Raw genomic sequence first — 17,566 nt, 5'->3', positions numbered from 1 at the left:
ATAATTATAAACCTAACACATAAGTTATTCTTTCTTTAGCAAATTGATATTCCGAAAATTCACCTTGTTCAAAACTCCATTTATCATTTTCAAATGTCCATTTACCGGAATTTTCATCGGTCTCTAATTTTTTAACACCAAAAACTGTATGTATTTCGTTTATATATAACTCTCCATTTGGGGTTTCAAAAATATCAACACCCATACTTTTAAAATTCCCAATATCTGTGACTTTCTTAGCCATATTTAATATTTCAGGCCGAGCCTTTTCCCAATTAATTTTACCAGATCCACTATGAAATTCTCCTACTTTTTCCTTTAATCTCACAAAAAAGCCATCTCCTATTCTAGATATCCTCCATTCTTCAACATCTTTTAAATATTCTTGAAACATTATAAAACCCCATTGTGTTTCTCTCGGGTCTAGCCTTTTCGGAATAAATGTCTTATAAAATAATTGATTAACCAATTTTTTAGCTTCACTTTTCGTTTTTAAAATTTGGACACCTGTACCCCCAGCCCCTAAATCTGACTTAAAAACGACTGGAAATTTCGTTTTATTTAAAAAATCCATTGCCTCATCACGATGATAAAAAACATAAGTTTCAGGAATTTTAATGTTATTCAAATAAAACCAATCTTTAAGTCTTCGTTTACTTTCGTAAATCCAAGTTGATAAGTTCTCTGGGAATACATTTTTATTAAAATGTTTCTCCAAATACATAAGTCTTTCGTCTAAAACTGTCTTCCAAACATTAGAATAAGTGGATGGCCAAGTAAAGTAGTGCTCAATTTCGGGATTATTCTCAACAAACTGAATCCAATTATTTGAAAAAATATCAATAACTTTATATGAAACACCTAAATTAATACAAGCGTTCATGTAATTTACATGTCTTTGTGAAAAATCATAGATAATACCAACAGTAACGGAAGATTTTCCTTTAAATTCAAACTCTTTATCAGTTCCTATTAAAGGAATGTCGGTTTTCCAATTTTTTAAATTGTATTCATATAGGTTTGACCTATTACGTAAAAAATCTCTAAAACCTATAGGCAGTAACTTTTTTAACCCACTGTTATTCCCCAATTTAGTTATTAAGTTCTTCAATCCTAACATTATGCTCTTTAGTTTTTTTTATAATTAACGCAACTGATAGCACATTATAATACCAATTGATGGATGATTTGATGTAAGTAATTTTAATTCCATCTAAATATTCAATAACATGAGATAATATTTCTTCAAAATGCTCATTATCATATTGCTTATTGTTTTTAACATTTTTTTCAAACCTTCTTTTTTGTAAGAAATTTTTTAAAACTAACAAATACTTACTATTCATTATTTTTTTTTTAACTTCAAATAGTTTTGGGTTATCATCAAAGGTAAAATTATATGATGAATCTATTTTAGCTAATTCTGGAGACAATTTGTTTATTATTTTTCCCTGAAAGTTCCAATCATTTTCTATAACATCATTCATTTTATAAGAAGATTTTTTGATAGTATCACTTATAAAAGGTGAAATAAAATATGACATTTGATTTTCGGCAAATGATTTAACAGAGTAAGTCATTGGAGTCCAAATATCAGAAAAATAATATCTTCTAGTGGCAAATGAAATTTTCTTTTCATTTCCAATCCCTAATTTCTCTAAAATATCCTTTTGAACTATTTCAAGAAATTCTTTATTCTCTTTTGTCCTTTTAATGGCACTATAATTATAGTAACTAAAAACAAAATTTTTAATCCAAAAATTGATACTCAACTTGCCTTTGGGTTGATAACTGTAATTTCTAAAAATTTCACCACCAAATCCAGTTAATGTTAGTTCGGTATTTGTAGTTATATATTCTCTATACTTACTAGAGTAAATTTCATTAAAGAAACCTGTATTTAATGCAACTCTTCCATCATAATAATAAAAAGTATCTTCAAGTGCTTTCTCCAACTCATCTGACTCCTTAATATTAATAAATGGTTTAATTTCTTTTGTATTCAAGTCTAAATCTAAAGATTTACATAGTTGCTGGGCAATTTCTAAATCCTTATCGTATCTTTCTTTATAATGAGAGTGTGGATGAATTTGCATCTTATGATTTGCTAAAATTAAATTCAACCTGCTATCATACCCTCCAGACAAGCCAATGTCAACTCTTTTATTATTAAAAGCTTTCGCGATAGAATCGTATTGCCTGTTTAACAATTCAACAATATTTTCTATAGCTTCTTTTTCATTATATTGCTTTTTATTTAAAACTTGTGATAAATTTTTATTTCGAAAATTTTCAAAATTAATATTTTCAAAATTATTTTTATTTTGTATTTCATTAATTTCATTAACAATTGTTTTTGGGCTAAGAATATATCCTAATAAAACATTTTCTTTAACCGATTGCTTATTAATTGAAAATTTTTGTTTGCTCGAAAATAAAATTGTTGAAAAAGAATTACTAATAACATTATTGTTTAAGTTAAATATTTTTGACGACTGGCATTTTTCCCTAATAATAGTAATAACATTATTTTGCTTTATAATCAGTATGAAATCTCCGTAAATTTCGTCTTCAGTAACACAATCGTTCTTAAAATCATTTAAATATAATTTTAGAGCATCATCATAAGATTGATTTTTATAAATCAATGTACCAACTGAATAAATAGCGTCTTTTTTATTCGAAAAATGATTGGATTTCTTTTTTTGATTACTAAATAAATGTAATGTATAAACACTAAAATTATCCTTTAAATAAAAATTTAAATTTTTCTTTTTACTTACAGCATGCAACGAATTTTCGTTAAATTTTATATCGTTTTTTATTAAAACAAAAACTCCCATTATTCAATTATTCTTTTATATAGGTTAATCAATGAAGTTAAATCCTTTTCATAATGAAATTCACTAACAACAGCATTGTAGCCATTTTCTCCTAATTTCTTAGCTTCTTCTGGATTTAAATAAATTTGCTCAATTTTATTAGCCAACTCATCAATATTATCAGAATTTAAATAATAACCGCAATTTACTTTATCTATTACTGAAATTGGCTCTGGCAAAGCTTCACAAATTATTGGTATCTTACAAAACATATATTCATACATTCGGTTAGACGTTGCAATATAATTCTTTTCATTGGGTTCTAATAGTACTAGGCCTAAAGAAACTTGACTACTTCTTTTAAATTGCTCTTCATAGTTCAAAAATCCTTGCATTTCAAATCTATCAACTATTCCAAGTTCTTTTGCTAATTCTTTCAATTTATCTTCATACCCATCAGGCCGATACATTCCACCAAATTGGAGTTTAATATTATCATACTTCTTATATAATTTAGAAAAAGCCTTCATAATATTAATATTTCTACGATCGGGGCTATTAACCCCAGATGTATAAATTATAAAATTGCTATTATTCATATTTTTCTTTAATTCGAATTTACTTATTTTAGATAAAAGATGAATGTTTCTTACGACTGCATGGGGTTTTTCCAAGTTTTTATACCACAACTTTTGCATACTTTTAGATGGTAAAGTATAGCCTGCCATTCCTTTAATACAAAGATGTTCAAATTTTTGATAGACATCAGCTAAGAAACCGTTGAGCCTATTCGGAATAAACTTCCATTGAGAAAATCTAACCCTATATAACTCATGAATATCATATACCACATGTTTACCGAACAATGAAAGTATGAGCATAAATGGGATTAAATCAGGATCATGGAAATGATAGATGTCTGCCTTATTTTTAAATGCTATCCTCATGGCTTGAAAAGAAGAAAATATTCTCCTTTTTATGCCCTTTCTAACTTTTAAAGGATAAATATTAACATCGTCAATTAAAACTGGATATTTACCTTTATATTGAGTAATTAAACCTACGTTAATACCTTCATCAACCAAGCCTGTACATGCTCTTTGAAAAATTCGATCATCATCAAATTCGTGCATACTTGTAATATGAATAACTTTCATTTACTAATTAAGTTTTTAATTTTATATATTAAACGTAACATAAAGTTGTGTTTTGTTCCTGTATGCTTTAATTCTAAACGACCTCCAAGCCTTCTATACATTTTTTCTACTCCAGGAACTTCAGAGCCTTCATAATCCAATAAGAGTGCTTTCCTTTCGGCGATTAATGATAAATTATAATATAAATAATCTCCAATGTTTTTTTCTTTATTAGACAAAACTTGATAATTTACAATAGGTATTAAATTATATAACCTTTTATCATCAAATAAATAAAGTCCTGCTGCTAAAAATTTATCTTCTTTTGTATATATTTTAAGACAACCCCAATTATTAAAACCCGAAGCGTTGTCAAATACTCTAAACAAGAAATCTTTATATGTATTCATAGATTTACTTTTCCCAAATTCTATCCATAAAGCAAGTACATTTTGAACATTAAAATCCTCTAAAATCTTTAAGTCTCCAACATTATATGCCTTACTATATCTATTTATTGTTGATTTTTTCCTTTTTGCAATTGAATCTAAAAAAAGTGAAGGTTCTAAAATATAATTTAATTTTGGTGTAATCTTATACCCCATATTTTGATATGGATATAAGTATTTTGTTTGTGAATCAAAAAGCAAAGAAATATTGTAATTAGATATTTTTTTAAGAATTAATGACATAATCTCAATTTCTTTTTCAGAATTACCATCTTTTGAAAGTTCTTTAATCAATGGATGGTAATACGGTGTGTATGGGGGCCTAAAAATTCCTTTAATCCCAGCTTTCTTTGAAATCAAATAAGCAAATCCACCAACTAATTGTGAATCCTCTTGCACTGTTACTATTTTAAACTCGCCAAAATGATTGTTTAACCAATTGGTTTTATGAAATATGGTTCCTTTGTTATGTAATAAAACAAAATTATCCCATTTGTCAAAATCATCAATATCTAAATATTTAATATTCATTTATCTTATTTCTATTTAATAAAACTCCAAGCGTGTAACCAGACATAATGCCAAACATTCCCATACTAAATATATCGAAAAAATGAGGTCTTCCTAAACCTAAAAATATCATTGTAACGATTATATAAAGAAATACGTTTAAAATATACCTGACGTTATAATTTTTGATACTTTTTCTCGCTTTACGAATCAAATTTATTAACCAAGCGTAAATTAATACATAAATTATCAACCCAATTAAACCGAGCGTGGCAATTAATTCAAAAAAATCATTATGAGCATATTTTTCATATTGTGAGTGATCTTGAAATGTACCTAAACCAACTCCAAAAAATGGTGATGATTTAAATAGTCTCCATCCCTCACTTGCTATATCAAATCTACCCTCACCTGATTGCTCAACATAATCCATTCTGAATGCCATGTATGAATCTAAAAAATAGATATCATATACAAAATATATAATTAATACTACTGAAAATATTGTAAACAACGTTTTAATTAGGTTTTTTTCAGTCCTAAAAATAATTGTTAACCACAATGCTATAAATATAACCGCAGAAAATAGTGATTTTCTCGAAGCGGACGCCATTATTCCATATAATGCTATAAGAAAAACACCAGCTAAAATTAGTTTGGTTTTATAATTTATTTTATTCCATAAAATAGTTATTGAAAATATGCCATAAAGCATAAACATTCCTAACAAGTTTGGATTTGAAGTAATACCTTTATTTCTGCCTTGAAGTGGGTTTCCTAATGTGGAGTCAAAAGATAAAACAAATAAAACGGAGGAAACAATTAACGCATAACATATAGGGTAAATATTATTTGGATTTCGGATCAGAATGGTTACATAAATAAATATAACCATAAATGACATTAGCATTAACTGAAAAAACCGAAGTGTACTCTCCGTATCTAAGGTATGACTAAAGCTAGTAGATGCATATAAAATAAATATCAAATAATACCACAAAATTCCGACCTTAGGAATTATGTTCGTGTTTTTGGTTAACGCGTACAAAAAAGTCAAAGGAATTATAATTCGTTGAAATATAAGAGTGAAACCCTCAATTCTTGCAAAATATATAAATCCTATAGTAAAGAGAAAAGCAAAGACCCTATTCATTAGATTTCTTATTAAGAATTTGTTTCAAAATATCTCGATGAATATCATTTTGAGTTAGATTAAACAATGTTTTCCGGTATGATCCGTTAAAAATATTTTTGGTGATATTTAATCTATTTAAGATTTTTAAAAAATATAAATTACCAAAAGAAATAATATTGTTAATATAATTCTTTTTTTGAGACATTACATATTCCTCATACCACTTATCTAAAAATTCAGGATTAGTAATTTTTTTTGATTCAATTTCTATCTTCTTTTCAATTTCATTTTTCTCATTTCCAGTTAACAGTTCTAATTTAAATCCATCCTTTTTGAAATAGATTCTTTTTAATTCAAGTTTATTCTTAAATTCAACTTTTAAAAAGCTTCCATATTTTCTAAAATCATCTATATCAACTCCATAATCAAAAATAAAGTCTCCCTGACCATAAACAATTTCACCACCATTATAGTTTTCATAAGTCCCAGTAACATGAGAATGCTGACAAGTAACTAGATCCGCTCCCAAATCTATCAATAACCTACTTTTTCTTTGCATGTTGGGAGATGGATACAAACTCTTATTGATACCTGTATGATAAAATACTAATAAATAATCAACCTGTTTTTTATATTTAGGAATATTATAATACCATGAAATAAGATCTTCAGGATTTGCTCCAGGTAATTCTTTTGTTCCTATTGAAAATTCATTATTAGAAATTGCGTAAAAACCAACCTTGAAACCTGATATTATTTTTATTAATAATCTATCAGATGTTGAAATATTTGATCCAGCACCAAAATGCTCGATACTATTTGCTTCAAGTATATTAGTAGTGGAATTTAACCCTTTTGATCCAGCATCCATAATATGATTATTACCTAAACAACATATATCAATACCTAATTCTCTTAATCCATTAATAACATTTGGCGATGCCACTAAACTTGGTATAGCCGATTTAGTTTTAGAAACATTATCTGAAAGTGGTGCTTCTAAATTAACAATAAATAATTCTGAATTAAGAATTTCCTTCGTAATCTTTTCATCTAAAAAATGCATATCAACTTGAGAAAATAATTTTTCATATCTCCGTATAGGTGCTAAATCTCCTGCAATTAAAATGCTCATAATATCAATTTAATATTTTTAACCAAGAATCACCCACATTATTTATATCATAATCTAAGCTCTCAAAATCCCATTTATTGTAATTCGATAAAATTTCATTAATCAAATCCTTCAATTTATATATTTCTATAAATTCTAAAGGAAAATGCTTTGATTCCTTTAAAACTCTATATGATTCTCCATTTTTATTTGAAAATCCAATAATTGGTGTATTATAAGAAAGATAATCTACTAATTTTGATGGTAAATAAGGGCTTCTATCTACATTTGCATCCATTAGTAATAAAATATCTGATGCCATTGCTAGTTCTTCTGCCTTTTTAACATTTATTTTTGGTATATATTTTACAATATCATGAATTCCCTTTCTTTTACTATAATCATCAAGAAGATCTCTTGATTTTGGACCAACAAATTCAAAACGAATATTACCTTTAAAAAAAGAAATATTTTTTTCTATATAATCTAAAATAAATATTGGATTCCTTATATTATTTAAACTACCAATATAACTTATTATAATTTTCTTATTTTTAATTCGACTTTTTATGATCTCAGAATCTCTACTATCATTATTCTTTATATAGCTATGAGGTATATGCCTAAATTTATGGAAATACTCTGGATATAGTTCCTGATATCTTTGAACCATTATCTTTGAAGGAAAAACAATTATATCTTGATTCTTAAATAAAAACTTTTCTAATTTTAAAACAATTCTTTTTTTAAAACCCAAATTATTAATATAATTATTAAATGAAAATGGATCTGAATAAAAAGAAATTACCTTAATGTTATTTCCTAATCTCAGTTTTAATAATGCACCGGTAAAAGCATTTGAAATTTTAACACTATGCGTCACCACAATGTCTATTTTATTCTGTTTTAAGATCTTTCTTGCTTTTCGATAAGATTTTATCATAAAGAAGAAGTCAAACGAACCTAGAAAACCTAAAAAAAATTGTTGAAATCTAAAATAATTATTTGAACTCTGTTTTAAGACATAAATAAACTTTATTTTTTTATCAAAATAATCGTTATGATCAGGTATTGATTTATTGGAAGTAATTAAAAAAACATTAACTATTCCCGCAAGGTATGCTATAATTCTATTTGCCTGTATTCCTCTTGGAGCCTGATGATAAGTGGTAGAATTAGCTATTATTAATAATTTCTTCTTCATAAATAATTATAAAAATACTTAATAAATCTTTATACTTAATTTTAGTTTGTTCTTATGATAAAGATTGCGGCAGATAACCTTTCATACATATAAGTGAAAGGATTCTTCTTATTTTTAATTAAATCTGGTGTTAGTCTAATTGATTCTTTGATAGCACGTGGAATAGCACTAATACCATTAATACGAGCGTCTAATGCTCCACTTACACTGACTCTACGCCTATCATATTTAAGTAAAGACTTAATTGTACTTTCAAATGGGTGATTTACAATGAATTCAGGTATAAACCAAACATTTAATCCACTTTTAATACAATCTAAAATAAAAATGTTTTCATCAGAACCTATTAATAATTTTTGTCCTGCTCCAAATCTTTCATCAAATTTTATTTTTGAATCTTTTATTTTATTAATTTTAAAAGCAATTTCAATTGTTCCTACAGAAAAAGGTAGTTTTTTAATCTTAAGTCTATCTTTAGGATAATTTTTATATACAGGAAAACCTTCAGGTGTTTTTATCTTAAACAGCGTAATATCAATTTGTAAATTCGTTGAAAAAGTATTTATAATTTCATTAAAATATTCATTTGTATAAGTAACATCATCATCTGAAAACAACCCTATATCACCATTAGCTAAATTAATAGCATTATTTCTTGATTTTGTAACTCCATATCCTTGAATTTGAGATACCGTTATGTCTGATCTATTTAATTCAGGGGGAATGACTCTAAATTCTTTAGAAGTAAATTGATGTGAAACTATATAAGAAACATCTTCACGATATTCTAAAATCACGTTTTTTACTTTATAAATTCCTTCGTCAATTGTGGATATTAGAATGTTTAGTGTCAAAAGCTCATTTTATTAAAACGTGTAAATATATAATCAATTATTAAGTTCAACTATTATAAACACTAAAAAAATTCTCGCTTAACCTGAAAAGGAGCTGCTTTTAATAAACTCGTTTGAATTTTTCTTAAATCATTTTGGATAGAATTAATTGACTTCTCAGATCTTATATGATTTGTTATCTTTTCTATAAAATCTTCTGACTCATTTATTTTTGGTATTAGAAATGGTTCATATGTTTTAACTGCTACCGAAGAAAAATAATCCGCAAACTTTATATTATCACCATACAAAGCTTTATCACTTAATTCATACCATAAGCTTGGTACATTATATGCATGCGAAACAATAATACCATGCAAAGAACTTGATATAGTTGATTGACATGCGTTTATTTCATTTATAACATCTTCAATGGAATCTAATAAATTTATAACCAAAACTGTTTCAGTATTAAATTTCGCTTTTACTTTTTCATAATGAATATAGTGTGGAATTATCCCTAATTTGTATTTCTTAGAAACATTGACTGGATATACTAATGGTAATAATAATGCAGGGTCACCTAAGACATTTGGAACTTTATAACCCAATTCTCGGATTCTTAATTGTGAAAATTCACCTCTTAATGCATAAAAATTAGCATTTGGAACCTTTTCATTCCTAGTAATAATACCTGACCCCCATATATCACAATTCTTAATGTTAAAATGATTTAAAACACTACCTGCTGTAATGAGAATTCTTCTTTTACCAGATATAATATTTACTAAATCCTTAAAATTATAATCGCTTTGTTTCTTAAATAAACTTTCAAATAATTCTAAAAATATAAACTTCCTTATTGGTTTTATAAAAACACATCTTATTCCAGAAAGCCTGGAAACAATATAAGGTCCCAATTCATCACCAAAATTTGCACTTCCATCCTTTAATTTATACCAATATAAAAATATTTTTTTCATTTTGCTAACTTTAATTTTTTTTTAAATTTTCGAATTTTAAATCCTAACAATAACGTAGAAACTCTTGACAATAGCTTATTTTTATTTCCATATCTCTGATTTCTTAAATCAAGTTCTAAATGAATTCTATCTAATAATAGTTTACATTTCATATCTGAAATACTATTGTTATCATAAAAATGCAAAATATCTCGATAATATTGAGCCATAATTCTCATATTTGATAATTTACCAATATTATGTGCACCAGAAATGTTAAGGTCATGTTTACGATAATAAACTAATGTCTCATTTACTCTTAAAAACCCTCCCAATAACAAACTTCTCAATACAGTAACAGAATCTTCTGTTGGACAATTAGATGAAATCAATTCAAATTTTTCAAAAACTTCCTTTTTTATAATTCTGCCAGGAGCAAAAGATTGGATTGAATTAACTTGTAAATAATCATCAATTGTATATGTTTTTTTTTTAAAATTCAACTTTCTTTGACCAATTACTTTTGATTCATGATTTATTACATCTCCATTAAAATCAATCATATAAATATCTTGATCATTCATTAAATCCACTCCTCTTTGAACATGATACGATTTTGAAATATCATCTCCTGCCGCTGTAATAACATATTCTCCACTTGCAATAAATTTACATATATGAGAGACATGCCCTCCAATTCCCAAGTTTTTTTCATTCTGATTTAGAATAATTGTATGTGGTCCTTCATATTCATTTATAATTGATTCAATTATACTAAATGTAGTGTCGGTTGAAGCGTCATCAGATATAATAATTTCTAAATTGGAATATGATTGATCTAACGCAGCTCTAACAGATTCCTCTATATAATTTTCTTGATTATAACAAAATAAGCAATAGGAAACCAACTTTTTTTTTTTCATTTTTAAAATATTAACATTTATATTTTTTTCAATACAAATAAAACCAAAGAAAATAGGCTCTTCACACTAATAAAAATCTTATGATTATTGAAATTCTATCCTAAATTGAGCATTATAAAAACGAGAAATAGTTTTCAATTTATCTCTCAAACAATCCAACCTAACCATGGATAGTTTTAATTATTTTTGCAGGAACCCCTCCTATAATAACATTATCAGGAAAAACTCCTGAAACCACAGCTCCGGCAGCAATTATAGAGTTTTGACCAATCGATGAGTTTTTTAAGATTATAACATTATTTCCGATCCAAACATTTTCTCCTATAATGATTTCTCCTATTTCACCAACTTTATTTCTCTTTCTTGGATCTATACCATGAGCTTCGAAATCCATTATTGTAACATTTTGACCTATTCGAGTATTATCATTTATTTCAATATGATTAGCCGAACAAATAAAAATATTATTGTTTGTAGCAACATTATTTCCAATTTTAATTATTGCCCCTTTATACCTAGGTTGTATTTCGATAGATCCTCCCTTATGAAATCCACCAATCTTATAACCGAAGATACATCCTTTGCCTATCTTTATTTGTCCACCCCCTGTTAGGTAAACTTTTTGATTGCATATTGGTCGTTCTTTATAATTTATTCTTTTCGTAATCAAAAAGAATAAATTCGGAAAAACGAAGTTGAAATAACGCTTCTTATACGGACTAAAAAACCTTATAGGCTTCAGTACGAAGAGATACATCATTTTTAAAAGTTTAACCATTATAATTATTTAATATTTTAACCACTTTTTTTATTTTACTATTGCTTATTACAGAGCTAATAGGCAAACTTAAAACCTCTTTATGAATTTGCTCTGTAAACGGAAAAGTTAAACCATTGTAGTTTTTATAGGCCGGCTGTTTATAAGGTGGAATAGGATAATGAATTAAAGTTTGAATCCCATTATCATATAAATACTTTTGCAATACCTCTCTCTTTTTTGTTCTGATAACAAATACATGCCACACATGTCCTTCTGAATTATTAACAATAGGTAAAACAATTTTAGAATTTATGATATTATTTAAATAATAGTTCGCAACTTTTCTCCTTTCTTCAATATCTTTCTGAATGTACTTTAACTTAACGTTCAAAAAAGCTGCTTGAATTTCATCGAGTCTAGAGTTTAGCCCCTGATACAAATTTTCATATTTTTTATGAGAACCATAATTTCGTAAGGCTTCAATTGTTTTAGCTAATACATTATCACTTGTAGTAACGGCACCTGCATCCCCTAAAGCACCCAAATTTTTACCAGGGTAAAAGCTATGTCCTGCCGCATCGCCAATACTTCCAGTTACCTTGTTATTCCAAATTGCACCATGTGATTGAGCCGCATCTTCAATTAACTTCATTTTTTTTTCTTTACATATTTGAAGTAGTTGCTCATTAATTGAATTCTGACCATATAAATGTACCGTTAGTACAGCCTTAGTTTTAATGGTTACTACAGCTAAAATTTTTGAAATATCTAAATTATAGGTATCTATATCTGGCTCAACAAAGACTGGAATTAGTCCATTATCAGATATTGCTAATACGGAAGCTATATAAGTATTTGCAGGAACAATAACTTCGTCCCCTGGTTTCATAACACCTAGCTCAATATATGCTTTAAATATTAAACGCAACGCATCTAGACCATTAGCAACACCCAAGCAAAATTTAGAACCACAAAAAGAAGCATAATTTGACTCAAATTCTTTTAATTCATTACCCATTAAATACCAACCCGAATCAATAACTCTGTTGGCAGCTTCTTTGAGCTCCATTTCAAATTGAGCATTTATACTTTTTAAATCGAGAAATTTAATCATTGTTCAGTATCAATTCATTATTAAACCATTCATATTGCACTTCAGTTTCTTTACAAATTAAATTTAAATCAAGTACAACACCTTCATTGGTAACATAGCCTATGTGCTTTGCTGGGTTACCAACCCATAATTCATTATTGTTCATGCTTTTGGTTAATACTGACCCCGCCCCTAACATAGCAAACTCTCCTATCTCATTTCCAGCCAAAATAGTGGCATTTGCACCTATTGAAGCTCCTTGTTTTATTAAAGTTTTCTCAAATGCAACCGGGTATTTTTTAGATCTAGGTAACAAATCATTTGTAAACGTAACATTAGGCCCTATAAACACATGATCTTCCAATGTTATTCCATCCCAAAGCTGCACTCCTGATTTAATAGTTACATCATCACCAATGCTTACTTCATTTTCAATAAAAACATGAGCACATATATTACATCTAGAACCAATTGTAGCTTCTTTTAAAATTACCACAAACTGCCAAATAGAAGTATTAATACCAATCTGCGTTGATTGAACTTCAGCTAAATTATGACAAAAATATTTCACTTTTTAAATTTTAAAAATTCATCATAATCTCTAATATAATCCAATGCATCATATTTATGGGATACTAATACTAAACAAATGGAACCAGAAGAAAAGTTAATTTCTGAGGCCCAAATACCTGGAGGAATATGCAAGCCTCTAAAAGGCTGATTAAGCATAATCGTTTTCTTTACTTTACCATCGTCTAGGAGTACTTCAAAACTGCCAGATGCTGCCACTAAAAGTTGATGACACTCCTTATGAGCGTGAGCTCCTCTGCTTATACCTCCGGGTATATCATATAAATAGAAAACTCTTTTAACTTCAAATGGTATTTCTTCTAAATTTTGAACAGGTGTTATATTACCTGCTCTCATATTTATATGTGGTAATTCAAATAGTTCACAATTAAATACTGTATTATTCTTTATTTTCATTTTTTATAATTTTGAATTCATCAAAATTTCTAATATAATCAAATTCATCATACTTTCTGGAAGATACCACCAATGCTAATGAATTAGTAGAAAAATTTTCAAGTCTCCGCCATATTAACTTAGGTACATAAAGTCCAAAATAAGATCTATTTAAACTGTATTTTACTTCTTTACTTCCATCATTTAAAACGACATCAAAACTACCTGAAAGTGCTACAATAAATTCATTTGAAGTTTTAAACGCATGACTTCCTCTTGTTTCTCCTCCAGGAACATCATAAATCCAATAAGTCCGCTTAATTTCAAAAGGTATTTGATTGTTATTTTCAAAAAAACTTAAATTACCCCTTGGATCAAGTATTTTTGGTAAAACTATTTCTCTAACATCTGTTAATTTCATTTTAATTTTTTAATTGAGTTTAAATAGTAATTATTTTTTTAAATTCTTGAAATTTTGCAAAAACTCAAAAAATAATTTTTTGTTAAACAAATATGATAGTCCTAAATACAGTAAAGTAACAAATAAAATACCAAAAATAATTTTTGCATATAAATTTATTATAAATATTGAAAACTTACTTCCTAAAATTACAATTATAATGGAGATAAAAAGAATTATAAATAAATCTTTTAACTGATCAAAAACTCCATAATTGATTAAACGCTTAGTATAATATGCACTCATAAATATTGCTAAAACTGAAACTACGATTTCTCCGTAAATAATATAAATAACACCTAATTTATACATCAATACTATATTCAGAATTCTAAAAAAATTTACACTTAAATTAATTTTAAAATTTAATTTTGTTCTTCCTAATGAATTTATTATCAACCCATTATATAATAATAATGGATAAAATATACCACTAACTAGTAATAATTTAAAATATGGTACCATGGGTAGCCACTTTTCTGTTAATACTACCAGAATTAATGGATCTGCTATAACAATTAGTAGGGCAGAAAAGGGAGCAATAAAAAATATAGTATGCTGCGTAAATTTTTTTAAACTATTTTTTAGTGCAATTTTATCATCTTGTAGTTTTGAAAAAACAGGAAAGGAAACTGCACTAATGGCAGAAGCTGGCTGCTGAGATACTATACTTTGATAACCTTTTGCCTTGGTATAAAAGCCTAATTGTTCAACAGGAAAGAATTTACCAATTGTTAAGATATAAATATTATTAAAGAGAGTAGTAATTATCGAACTTAAAAGAGACCACCAGCTGAAAGAGAGCATTGATTTTAATGAATCTATTTTAAAAATAAATTTGGGTCTCCAATCATAAAAAAACCACAAACCAATGGCATTTGTGGATGCACTAGTTAATTGTTGAAACACCAAGCTCCAGACCCCAAAATTATTTAATGCAGCTATTATACCAACAGTACCTGATATTAAAGTACTTGCCAATGATATAATCGTCTTTTTTTTAAAATTAACTTCTTTAGTTAATTTGACGATCTGCATCATACTAAATGAGTTAATAATCAGCACAATGCTTGCAACATGAATTAAATCAATGAGTTGGTTTTGATCATAAAACTTTGCTATTAGAGGAGCTGTAAACCATAAAATTATGTAAAAGAAAATACTTGTAAATAAATTAAAAAAGAAAATTGTACTTGCATCTGTATCATCAGCATTTTTCTTCTGAATAAATGCTAGTCCAAAGCCGCCATTTACAAATACCATGGCCAACGCAAAAAACACAGTGATCATTCCAATCAAACCATAATCGGCGGGTGTTAGTAATCTAGCCAAAATGACACCAATTATTATGCTAAAAATTTGGTTTCCGTATCTTTGAATTAAATTCCAAATAATAGCATCTATGGACTTTTGTTTTAAAGTTTTCAATTTTAAAAATGATTATTTATACTAGAATTCAAATAGGAGTTATACATTTCTTTAAATACACTTTTCAAATCTACTTTTGGTTTCCAATCTGTTTTAATGTTGTTGTAAATATTACTTAATTTAAACATAGTCACATCTGGTTTATTCGTATTAAAATGAAAATCCCTCTTAAAACCAATGATTTTTTTAATAGTTTCAGGTAATATTTTTATTCATTCAAATCGCCCAACAACTTATTTGCATCTTTTTTATTAGTGAATAAACAGGGTAACCATCAATCCCATATATTTGCAAATATAAATTTTAAAAAGTAAAAAACAGTATTATATCTTGGTATTATAGCGGGGAATTAACATATTAATTAACAATTAAAAAAGCCAAGGACGATAGTTCTATCCTTGACGTAGTTTAAAAAATACTTATCTCCAAATATTAGTCTTCGAATATTTGAATACCTTCTTCCAATTTAACTGTATATTTCAGACATTAAAAATTTAGTCTTGAAATAACTGTAACATTCAATCTGGCTATTTTTGATTGAAATGTAATTCAACGTGATATTCAATTGTATTTTTCACGGCTTCGCCATTTTAATAAAATAAACAATGATAATTTACATTACGTGTTCATTTCCAAATACTTTGCCACAAAGGCATCAATACCTTCTTGAATGGGGGTTGATGGTTTAAAATCGATGTAATCAAATAAACTTTCAACATTAGCATAGGTACTAGGTACATCACCTGGTTGAATCGGTTTTAAATTAATCTTACCCTTTTTGTTTAATGCCTTTTCTACACCTTTAACAAAATCCATCAATTGTACCGGACTATTATTACCTATATTAAAGAGTTGATAAGGGGCTGAACTAGACGATGGAATGGGTTTTTTAGGGTCAAAATTAGGATTATTAGCCATAGGAGCTAAGGGTAGTAACCTTTTTATACTCTCTACAATATCAGCAACATAGGTAAAATCTCTACTCATGTTTCCATGATTATACACATCAAATTCCTTGTCTTCTACTATTGCTTTGGTAAACAAATATAAGGCCATATCGGGTCTACCCATCGGGCCATACACCGTAAAGAAACGTAAACCAGTACTAGGAATTCCAAATAAATGGGAATACGAATGTGCCATCATTTCATTAGCTTTTTTACTTGCCGCATAGATTGCAATTGGATGATCCGTATGGCTATCTTCCTTAAATGGTATTTCTTCACTTAGACCGTAAACAGAACTTGATGATGCATATACTAAATGCTTTACTGGATAGTTTCTACAGCCTTCTAAGATGTTTAAAAAACCAGTAATGTTATTGTCAATATACGTTTGAGGATTTTCAATAGAATACCGTACCCCTGCCTGAGCTGCTAAATTAACCACATAATCAAACTTTTCTTCTTTAAAAAGTTGCATCAAGTTTTCTTTATCTTTCAAGTCGAGCTTCACAAAACTAATGTCTCCTTTAACTGGAATGTTGTCCGCTATTTTATCTCGTGCAATGCCTAAATCTTCAAGCCTCGCATATTTTAAGTTTTGGTCGTAATAATCATTAATATTATCTATACCAACAACATCATACCCATTTTTTGTCAATAATTTGGATAAATGGTAGCCTATGAAGCCTGCAGCTCCGGTTACGAGGACCTTTTCCTTTATATTTTCTTTCATTATTAGTATAACTATTTTTTATAATGATATTTTATTGATTATCGAGCCTGTCCCGTTCCGAGAATCTCACTAATTGTCATTCCGACAGAGCGAC

General features: G+C 27.7%; 17 protein-coding genes. All 17 read right to left on the bottom strand.

Annotated elements, in window-relative coordinates; all coding sequences use genetic code 11:
- Positions 1-4: 4 nt before the first annotated feature.
- Entirely contained in the window at positions 5-1,111 is a 1,107-nt protein-coding gene (locus D3P13_RS07280) for an ATP-grasp domain-containing protein (RefSeq protein ID WP_157972854.1), read from the bottom strand.
- Positions 1,092-2,843, bottom strand: coding sequence for an asparagine synthetase B family protein (locus D3P13_RS07275; protein ID WP_117880653.1), 1,752 nt, complete (start codon positions 2,841-2,843; stop codon positions 1,092-1,094). The genes D3P13_RS07280 and D3P13_RS07275 overlap by 20 nt, the downstream gene beginning before the upstream one ends.
- Positions 2,843-3,979 carry a glycosyltransferase gene (locus D3P13_RS07270; RefSeq protein ID WP_117880652.1) on the bottom strand — a complete coding sequence of 379 codons (1,137 nt, stop codon included), beginning with the start codon at positions 3,977-3,979 and terminating at the stop codon, positions 2,843-2,845. Before D3P13_RS07270 ends, D3P13_RS07275 begins: the two co-directional genes overlap by 1 nt.
- Entirely contained in the window at positions 3,976-4,938 is a 963-nt protein-coding gene (locus D3P13_RS07265; RefSeq protein WP_117880651.1) for a hypothetical protein, read from the bottom strand. The genes D3P13_RS07270 and D3P13_RS07265 overlap by 4 nt, the downstream gene beginning before the upstream one ends.
- A complete protein-coding gene (locus D3P13_RS07260; RefSeq protein WP_157972853.1) occupies positions 4,928-5,812 on the bottom strand; it encodes an O-antigen ligase family protein in 885 nt (294 codons plus the stop codon). The genes D3P13_RS07265 and D3P13_RS07260 overlap by 11 nt, the downstream gene beginning before the upstream one ends.
- 250 nt (positions 5,813-6,062) lie before the next feature.
- Positions 6,063-7,187: a CapA family protein gene (locus D3P13_RS07255; protein WP_117880649.1), complete on the bottom strand. Its 1,125-nt coding sequence runs from the start codon at positions 7,185-7,187 to the stop codon at positions 6,063-6,065.
- 4 nt (positions 7,188-7,191) lie between these two features.
- Positions 7,192-8,370 (bottom strand): glycosyltransferase, encoded by a 1,179-nt coding sequence (locus D3P13_RS07250; protein ID WP_117880648.1) that lies wholly within the window; start codon positions 8,368-8,370, stop codon positions 7,192-7,194.
- A 41-nt stretch (positions 8,371-8,411) separates the two neighbouring features.
- Positions 8,412-9,224: a glycosyltransferase gene (locus D3P13_RS07245; protein ID WP_117880647.1), complete on the bottom strand. Its 813-nt coding sequence runs from the start codon at positions 9,222-9,224 to the stop codon at positions 8,412-8,414.
- A gap of 62 nt (positions 9,225-9,286) precedes the next feature.
- Positions 9,287-10,186, bottom strand: a complete 900-nt coding sequence (locus D3P13_RS07240) for a polysaccharide pyruvyl transferase family protein (protein WP_117880646.1) — start codon at positions 10,184-10,186, stop codon at positions 9,287-9,289.
- Positions 10,183-11,088 (bottom strand): glycosyltransferase, encoded by a 906-nt coding sequence (locus D3P13_RS07235; RefSeq protein ID WP_117880645.1) that lies wholly within the window; start codon positions 11,086-11,088, stop codon positions 10,183-10,185. Before D3P13_RS07235 ends, D3P13_RS07240 begins: the two co-directional genes overlap by 4 nt.
- A gap of 160 nt (positions 11,089-11,248) precedes the next feature.
- Positions 11,249-11,758: an acyltransferase gene (locus D3P13_RS07230; RefSeq protein ID WP_157972852.1), complete on the bottom strand. Its 510-nt coding sequence runs from the start codon at positions 11,756-11,758 to the stop codon at positions 11,249-11,251.
- A gap of 100 nt (positions 11,759-11,858) precedes the next feature.
- Positions 11,859-12,962, bottom strand: coding sequence for a DegT/DnrJ/EryC1/StrS family aminotransferase (locus D3P13_RS07225; protein WP_117880643.1), 1,104 nt, complete (start codon positions 12,960-12,962; stop codon positions 11,859-11,861).
- Positions 12,955-13,512, bottom strand: a complete 558-nt coding sequence (locus D3P13_RS07220; RefSeq protein WP_117880642.1) for an acyltransferase — start codon at positions 13,510-13,512, stop codon at positions 12,955-12,957. The genes D3P13_RS07225 and D3P13_RS07220 overlap by 8 nt, the downstream gene beginning before the upstream one ends.
- Positions 13,509-13,928, bottom strand: coding sequence for a sugar 3,4-ketoisomerase (locus D3P13_RS07215; RefSeq protein ID WP_117880641.1), 420 nt, complete (start codon positions 13,926-13,928; stop codon positions 13,509-13,511). The genes D3P13_RS07220 and D3P13_RS07215 overlap by 4 nt, the downstream gene beginning before the upstream one ends.
- Complete coding sequence (locus D3P13_RS07210) at positions 13,912-14,328, bottom strand: sugar 3,4-ketoisomerase (protein WP_117880640.1); 417 nt, start codon at positions 14,326-14,328, stop codon at positions 13,912-13,914. Before D3P13_RS07210 ends, D3P13_RS07215 begins: the two co-directional genes overlap by 17 nt.
- Positions 14,329-14,358: 30 nt before the next feature.
- Complete coding sequence (locus D3P13_RS07205) at positions 14,359-15,795, bottom strand: lipopolysaccharide biosynthesis protein (protein ID WP_117880639.1); 1,437 nt, start codon at positions 15,793-15,795, stop codon at positions 14,359-14,361.
- Between the two features lie 618 nt (positions 15,796-16,413).
- Positions 16,414-17,472, bottom strand: a complete 1,059-nt coding sequence (locus D3P13_RS07200) for an NAD-dependent epimerase (protein ID WP_117880638.1) — start codon at positions 17,470-17,472, stop codon at positions 16,414-16,416.
- Between the last annotated feature and the right edge of the window lie 94 nt (positions 17,473-17,566).

Origin of the sequence: Aureibaculum luteum, assembly GCF_003449015.1 — a bacterium.
Lineage (GTDB): Bacteria > Bacteroidota > Bacteroidia > Flavobacteriales > Flavobacteriaceae > Aureibaculum > Aureibaculum luteum.
Note: the sequence above shows the minus strand (reverse complement) of the source record. Positions and strands in the feature narration are given on the sequence as shown.